Source organism: Lentzea indica (assembly GCF_012184385.1).
GTDB classification, from domain to species: domain Bacteria; phylum Actinomycetota; class Actinomycetes; order Mycobacteriales; family Pseudonocardiaceae; genus Lentzea; species Lentzea indica.
The window spans coordinates 1-6,297 of sequence record NZ_VSRL01000380.1 but is presented as its reverse complement, the minus strand read 5'-3'; the positions used below and the strand labels follow the sequence as shown (position 1 = coordinate 6,297).

8 protein-coding genes are annotated in these 6,297 nt (G+C 69.7%); 4 read left to right on the top strand and 4 right to left on the bottom strand.

Annotated elements, in window-relative coordinates; all coding sequences use genetic code 11:
- Nucleotides 1–789 (bottom strand): alpha/beta hydrolase (locus tag FXN61_RS46370; RefSeq protein ID WP_312878530.1); only part of this gene is annotated, 789 nt, incomplete at its 3' end.
- Nucleotides 790–1,034: 245 nt separating this feature from the next.
- On the opposite strand from FXN61_RS46370, the gene FXN61_RS46365 reads away from it, so the two are divergent.
- A complete protein-coding gene (locus tag FXN61_RS46365; RefSeq protein WP_246293123.1) occupies nt 1,035–1,904 on the top strand; it encodes an EamA family transporter in 870 nt (289 codons plus the stop codon).
- Here the strand turns inward: FXN61_RS46365 and FXN61_RS46360 are convergent.
- The 3 genes from FXN61_RS46360 to FXN61_RS46350 are packed head-to-tail and all read right to left on the bottom strand — an operon-like array spanning nt 1,858 to nt 4,153.
- The gene (locus FXN61_RS46360) at nt 1,858–2,388 is read right to left on the bottom strand and encodes a hypothetical protein (RefSeq protein WP_188136221.1); all 531 of its coding nucleotides are present in this window, start codon (nt 2,386–2,388) and stop codon (nt 1,858–1,860) included. The two genes, FXN61_RS46365 and FXN61_RS46360, sit on opposite strands and share 47 nt — an antisense overlap.
- A gap of 29 nt (nt 2,389–2,417) precedes the next feature.
- Nucleotides 2,418–3,482, bottom strand: coding sequence for an ATP-dependent DNA ligase (locus FXN61_RS46355; protein ID WP_167980178.1), 1,065 nt, complete (start codon nt 3,480–3,482; stop codon nt 2,418–2,420).
- A 17-nt stretch (nt 3,483–3,499) separates the two neighbouring features.
- Complete coding sequence (locus FXN61_RS46350) at nt 3,500–4,153, bottom strand: pyrimidine reductase family protein (RefSeq protein WP_246293121.1); 654 nt, start codon at nt 4,151–4,153, stop codon at nt 3,500–3,502.
- Between the two features lie 66 nt (nt 4,154–4,219).
- Between FXN61_RS46350 and zapE the strand changes: the two genes are divergently transcribed.
- The 3 genes from zapE to FXN61_RS46335 all read left to right on the top strand — a co-directional run.
- Complete coding sequence (gene zapE / locus FXN61_RS46345) at nt 4,220–5,209, top strand: cell division protein ZapE (RefSeq protein ID WP_167980176.1); 990 nt, start codon at nt 4,220–4,222, stop codon at nt 5,207–5,209.
- A 123-nt stretch (nt 5,210–5,332) separates the two neighbouring features.
- Complete coding sequence (locus tag FXN61_RS46340; RefSeq protein ID WP_167980175.1) at nt 5,333–5,578, top strand: DUF3040 domain-containing protein; 246 nt, start codon at nt 5,333–5,335, stop codon at nt 5,576–5,578.
- Nucleotides 5,579–5,626: 48 nt separating this feature from the next.
- A partial coding sequence (locus FXN61_RS46335; RefSeq protein WP_167980174.1) for an ATP-binding cassette domain-containing protein occupies nt 5,627–6,297 on the top strand: 671 nt, incomplete at its 3' end.

Here is a 6,297-nt window from a genome sequence, read left to right as displayed (position 1 = left end):
CTCGAGCACGCCCACCTGGTCGAGCGTCGGGTCCGGGGCGCCGTCGAGGACGATGCGGCCGATGCGGTTCGGGTAGCGCTGGGCGTAGGTCGTGATGACGCGCGAGCCCTCGCCGACACCGATGGCGTTGAGGCGGTCGGTGCCGAGGTGGTCGCGGAGGCGGTCGAGGTCGGCGGCCGCGCGCCACGAGTCGAACGCGGTCAGCCTGCCTTCAAGGTCGAGCACGCATTCCTGCGACGCCTCGCCCGCGGCGACGACGAGGTTCGACTGCTCGGCCTCGGCGGGGTCGTACTCGACGAGCTGCGCGCGCGTGGCCTGCGGTACGCACGACATGCCGTCCGAACGGCCCGTGCCGCGCCGGTCCACGCCGATGATCGTGTACGTGCTGAGGAGCTCCTTCGGCAACGTCGCCGCGAGGCGCGCCGCCTTCAGGGTGCCGGGCTCGCCGCCGGGGTCGTTGACCACGACCAGCGCGCTCTTGCCCGTGCCGACCCGCATCAGCGCGATGCCGAGCGTGCCGCGTCCCGGACGTCCCGGCGGGTCGAGCACGGCGGTCATGCGCGCGCATTCGTAGGTCTGGTCACCCTGGGGAGCGTCGGCGCCGAGGCGGTCCTTCATCTGTTCGTTGCACGCCGACCAGGCCAGCGAGTCCTTCCTGTACTCGCTGAGCGGCGGCACGGGCTGCGGCCCGGCGAGCGTGCTCTGGTCGACGGGCTGGTTCTCCTCGCCCTTGACCGCGATCACCGGCCTGGTCGAGGGTCCCGCGCTGCACGCCGTCAGCACGCTCACTGCCAGTAGGGCCAAGGCAGCGCGACGCACAGATGTCCTCACTCTCGTTCTCACTCCGGGATGTTGAGCCTCGCACGCCCTAGGTGAGAACGCGGTGAGTCAGGGCACCGTTTTTGTGCCGTGGCTCAACGCTGATGCTTGCCTGATGTTCGGGGGGAACGCAGCGAATCAGGACACCGCTCTTGTGCCACGGCTCACCGCTGAAGCTCGCCCCTGAGCCAACACGGTGAGTCAGGATGGAAACCATGGCTCACGCTGATCGGCTTCCCGTGGCCCGGCTCATGGGTGGCATCCCGCCCACGGCACTCGTGCTGCTCGGCATCGTCAGCGTGCAGGTCGGCGCGGCCTTCGCGAAGCAGCTGTTCACGGTCGCGGGCGCGGCGGGCACCGTGACGTTGCGTCTCGTCGTGGCGGCGATCGTGCTGGTGGCGATCTGGCGTCCGTCGCTGCGGATGGACCGCCGCACGCTCGTGGTCGTCGCGAGCTACGGCGTGGTCCTCGGCGCGATGAACCTCTTCTTCTACGCGGCACTCGAACGCATCCCGCTCGGCGCGGCGGTGACCATCGAGTTCCTCGGCCCGCTCGCGGTGGCGGTCGCAGGTTCACGGCGCTGGCTCGACGGCGTGTGGGTGCTGCTCGCGGGTGCCGGCGTGGTGCTGCTGACTCGCGTGCAGGGCGGTCTGCTGTGGACGGGCGTGCTGTTCGCGCTGGCCGCGGGCGCCTGCTGGGCGGGATACATCCTGCTGGCGGCCAAGCTCGGCAGCAAGACGAACGACGGCAAGGGCCTCGCGCTCGCGATGGTCGTGGGCTCGCTGATCGCGCTGCCGTTCGGCATCTCGTCGGCCGGCACCGCGATGCTCGATCCCGTCGTGCTCGCGGCGGCGGCCGCGGTCGCGCTGATGTCGTCGGTGATCCCGTACTCGCTGGAGCTGGAGGCGCTGCGCCGCATGCCGCCGCGCGTGTTCGGGATCCTGATGTCGATGGAACCGGCGGTGGCCGCACTGGCCGGCCTGGTGCTGCTCGGGGAGCAGCTCAAGCCGGCGCAGTGGGTCGCCGTGTGCTGTGTGGTCATCGCCTCCGTCGGCGCGACCCGGTCGGCGCGTCCTGACGTCTGACCTCGGACCAGGGCGGACCGGGCAACCGGCCGTACCACCACGGCTCCGGCTGGTCCGGGCTGTGGTCGATTCTGTTCCAGAAGGGGCGGCGGCCGGACGGATCGGGCAGCGTCCGCCGCAGGAACTCCGCGTCGAGCCGCCGCACCACCCGTCCGAGCTCGGCCTTCGCGCGCACTGGCAGCCGCTCCAGGACGTGTTCGAGCACGTCACGCGCGTGCACGACGCTGTCGAACGGGCAGCCGGAGCACTCGCACTCGACCGGCATCGGGTACAGCGGCCCGCGTCTGGACGTGAACTCCCGGTAGCCCACGAGCGCGCGCCGGGTCGACCCGATGTAGACGTGGTAATCGCCGAGCGCCAGCTCGACGCGGAAGATCGCCAGCGACGTGGCGGAGGAGAGCCCGCGAACGGGCTCCGGAGTTCGGTCGGACCACAGCGGTCCGAGGAGCGCGCCGCGCAGGGCGCCCGGCCTGCTACGCGGCATGGGCCTTTCGGGTCGTCATGATCAGGAGCTTACCGCGCCCGCAGCTCGCCTTTCAGCACAGAAGCCACGTCGTAACGGGCCGGGATCTCCAGCTGGTCGTAGCGGCACGACAGCGGCTCGCGGTCCGGGCGCCACCGCGCGAACTGGCCGTTGTGCCGCAGCCGCACGGGGTGCTCGCCCTCGGTCTGCGTGTAGTGGATCTCCAGCACCCGCTCGGGACGCAGCGCCACGTACTCGGCCTGCTTGCCCCGCCACCGGTTGATCTCGCCGGGAATCCGTTGTCCCGGCTGAGGGTTCGCCCACGGGTGCGAGTCGGATTCGGTGATCAACGGCGCGAGCTCGGTGGCGAGCTCACGGCGTTCGGCTGCCTTGAACGAACCGCAGACCCCGATGTGGTGCAGCAGGTCGTTGGAGTCGTAGACGCCGAGCAGCAGTGAGCCGACGGCGGTGCCGGGTTCGGTGTCCTTGTGCCAGCGCAGGCCCGCGAGCACGACGTCCGCGGTGCGGGCGTGCTTCACCTTGATCATCGAGCGCTTGCCCGGCGTGTACGGGCCGTCCGACGGCTTGCCCATCACACCGTCCAAGCCGGCGCCCTCGAACAGCGTGAACCACTCGCGCGCCGTCTCGACCGAGGTCGTCGCGGGCGTGATGTTGAGACCCGGCAACGTGAGCAGGGCCTCGCGCCGGGCGACCGTCGGCGACTCCAGCAGCACCTCGGAACCCAGCGCCAGCAGGTCGAACGCGACGAACGTGGCCGGCGACGACTCGGACAGCATCGTCACGCGTGATGCCGCCGGGTGGATGCGCTCGGACAACGCGTCGAAGTCCAGCTCGTCGTTGCGCGCCACGACCAGTTCACCGTCGATGACAACGAGATCCGGCAGCACGTCGAGCATCGAGGCGGCGACCTCGGGGAAGTAGCGGTTGAGCGGCTTGCCGCTGCGGGACTGCAGGAGGACCTCGTCGCCGGAGCGGAAGACCACGCAGCGGAAGCCGTCCCACTTGGGCTCGAACACCAGGTTGGCGTCGTCGGGGATGCCGTCCACCGCGGTGGCGAGCATCGGCTGCAGAGGCGGGGTCAGCGGTAGGTCCACGCGCTCATCCTGCCTCTTCAGCTGGAATTTCGCCGCTGATACCGCAGCAACAGCACGTCGTCCGCGCGCAGGACCGACGCCAGCTCCAGATCCACGGGCACAATCACCGGACCGTGAGCGATCCGCGACGAGTCACCCACCGCCAGCAGTGGCGACACCGTCAGGTTCAGCGCGTCCACCAGGCCTTCGGAGATCATCGACCCGAACAACCGCGGCCCGCCCTCGAGGTTGATCCGGTGCAGCCCCCGCGCCGCGAGCTCGGCGACGGCCACCTTCAGATCGACCTCCGAGTCGCCGGCGACGATCACGTCGGCGGGCAGCGAAGGCAACCGGGCGGCCGCGCAGGTGATCACGATCGGCGGCACCGAGGTGTCGGTGAACAGCGGCAGGTCCGCCGTCAGCGTCCCGCGCGCCGTCACGACGGCGATCGGCAACGGCCGTTCACGCCGCGCGCCCCGATACCCCTCGATCAGCACGGTCCCGGCACCCACCATCACGACGTCGGCGAGCTCGCGCCCGAGCAGGAAGATCTGCTTGTCGGCAGCGGAACCCAGCCCCTCGGAACGCCCGTCGACCGACACCGCACCGTCCACGCTGGACACGAAGTTCGCGGTCACCCAGGTGCGTCCCCCGGGATACGCGTAGAGCGACTCCAGGGCTGTGTCGGTCATCTCAACGCCCGGTGAGGGCCACAACATCTGCACGAACTCATCCCATCACGCCGATAAGCTGCGGGCATGCGCCTGGCTGACCGGGATCCCCAGATCGGGGCCGACGAACTGATCGAGGGCCTGGTGCCGCCACCGAGGTTCGACCACGTCAGCTTCGACAGCTACATCCCCAACCCGGACGAGCCCAGCCAGGCCGCCGCGGTCGAGGCCGGCCGCCTGTTCGCCGCGCGGGTCAGCGCGAAGCCCAAGAAGTGGTCGCTGTTCGGCTCCCGCACCGAGGACGAGGGCAAGTTCGGCCTCTACCTCGACGGCGGCTTCGGCGTCGGCAAGACCCACCTGCTCGCGTCGCTGTGGCACGCCGTCCCAGGTCCGAAGGCGTACGGGACGTTCGTCGAGCTGACGAACCTCGTCGGTGTCCTGACCTTCCCCGAGGCCGTCAAACGACTCAGCGGCCACAAGCTGCTCGCCATCGACGAGTTCGAGCTCGACGACCCCGGCGACACCATGCTGGTCACCCGCCTGATCAAGGAACTGATCGCGGCTGGCGTGTTCATCGCCGCCACCTCGAACACGCTGCCGGACAAGCTCGGCGAGGGCAGGTTCGCCGCCGCCGACTTCCTGCGCGAGATCCAGTCGATGTCCTCGAAGTTCGACGTCGTGCGCGTCGACGGCCCTGACTACCGCCACCGCGGCCTGCCCGACGCCCCGGCGCCGATGTCCGACTCCGAGCTGCTGACCAAGGCCGCGAACACCGAGGGCTCAACCATCGACGACTACGACGACCTGTGCAAGGCGCTCGCCCGCATCCACCCGTCGAAGTACGGCCGGCTCGTCGATGGCGTCTCCGCGGTGCATCTCAAGGACGTCAAGCCGGCGCCGGACCAGTCGGTCGCGCTGCGGCTCGTCGCGTTCGGCGACAGGCTCTACGACCGCGACATCCCGGTCGCGGTGTCGGGGCAGCCGCTGTCGGAGCTGTTCACGGAGGAGATGCTGCGCGGCGGATACCGCAAGAAATACCTCCGCGCGGTCTCCCGGCTGGTCGCGCTGAGCCGCTGATCCCGCAGCCCGCCAGAAATGGGTACGCGTAGGACCAAGACCGAGTTTGACTCCGGCCGCGTTCGAGTATCCACTGGATGACGAGCGGGAATGATGACGTCCCGACGTCTTCCGGAGGCACCGATGCTGAGTGAAGCCGAACGCCGCTCGCTCGAGGAGATCGAGCAGCGGTTGCTAGCCGACGAACCCCGGCTCGCCCGCACCATGAACCGTCAGGTGAGGCCGTGGTTGTTCTACCTCTTCCTGTTCGTCTTCGGCGGTCTCACCGTGCTGCTGACGATGATCGGCGCGTTCGGCCCCGCCTTCCAGTGCCTGCTCGTCACGACCACCGCGCTGGTGCTGCGCAGGTACCCGATCCGCCTGAGCTGACCGGAAACTCGCTGGCGTTCACCGCGAGCGACCCCGACCATCTCCGGAGTGGGGTATCTGGAAGCGAACGGGCTCGCGTACGCGCTGCCGGACGGCCGGGAGCTGTTCCGCGACGTCTCGTTCAAGGTGAGCGGCGGGACCGTTGTCGCGCTCGTGGGCGCGAACGGCGTCGGTAAGACGACGCTGCAACGGATCTTGTCGGGCGAGCTCACCCCGAAGCAGGGCAGCGTGCACGTGCAGGGCGGGCTCGCGGTGATGCCGCAGTTCATCGGCTCGGTCCGCGACGAAAGCCTGGTCCGTGACCTGCTGCTCTCCGTCGCACCACCAGCGCTGCGAACCGCCGCCGAGGAGCTCGACGACGCCGAGCTCGCGTTGATGGACACCGACGACGAAGCCGCCCAGATGCGTTACGCGAACGCCCTCACCGGCTACGGCGAGGCCGGCGGGTACGACATCGAGGTCCTCTGGGACACCGTCACCGTCGCCGCGCTCGGCCTGCCCTACGACCGGGCACGGTTCCGCGAGGTCCGCACCCTGTCAGGCGGCGAGCAGAAACGCCTGGTCCTGGAGACGCTGCTGCGCGGCCACGAGCAGGTTCTGCTGCTCGACGAGCCGGACAACTACCTCGACGTCCCCGGCAAGCGCTGGCTGGAAGAACGGCTGAAAGCCACCGACAAGGCCGTGCTGGTCGTCAGCCACGACCGCGAGCTGCTGTCCAA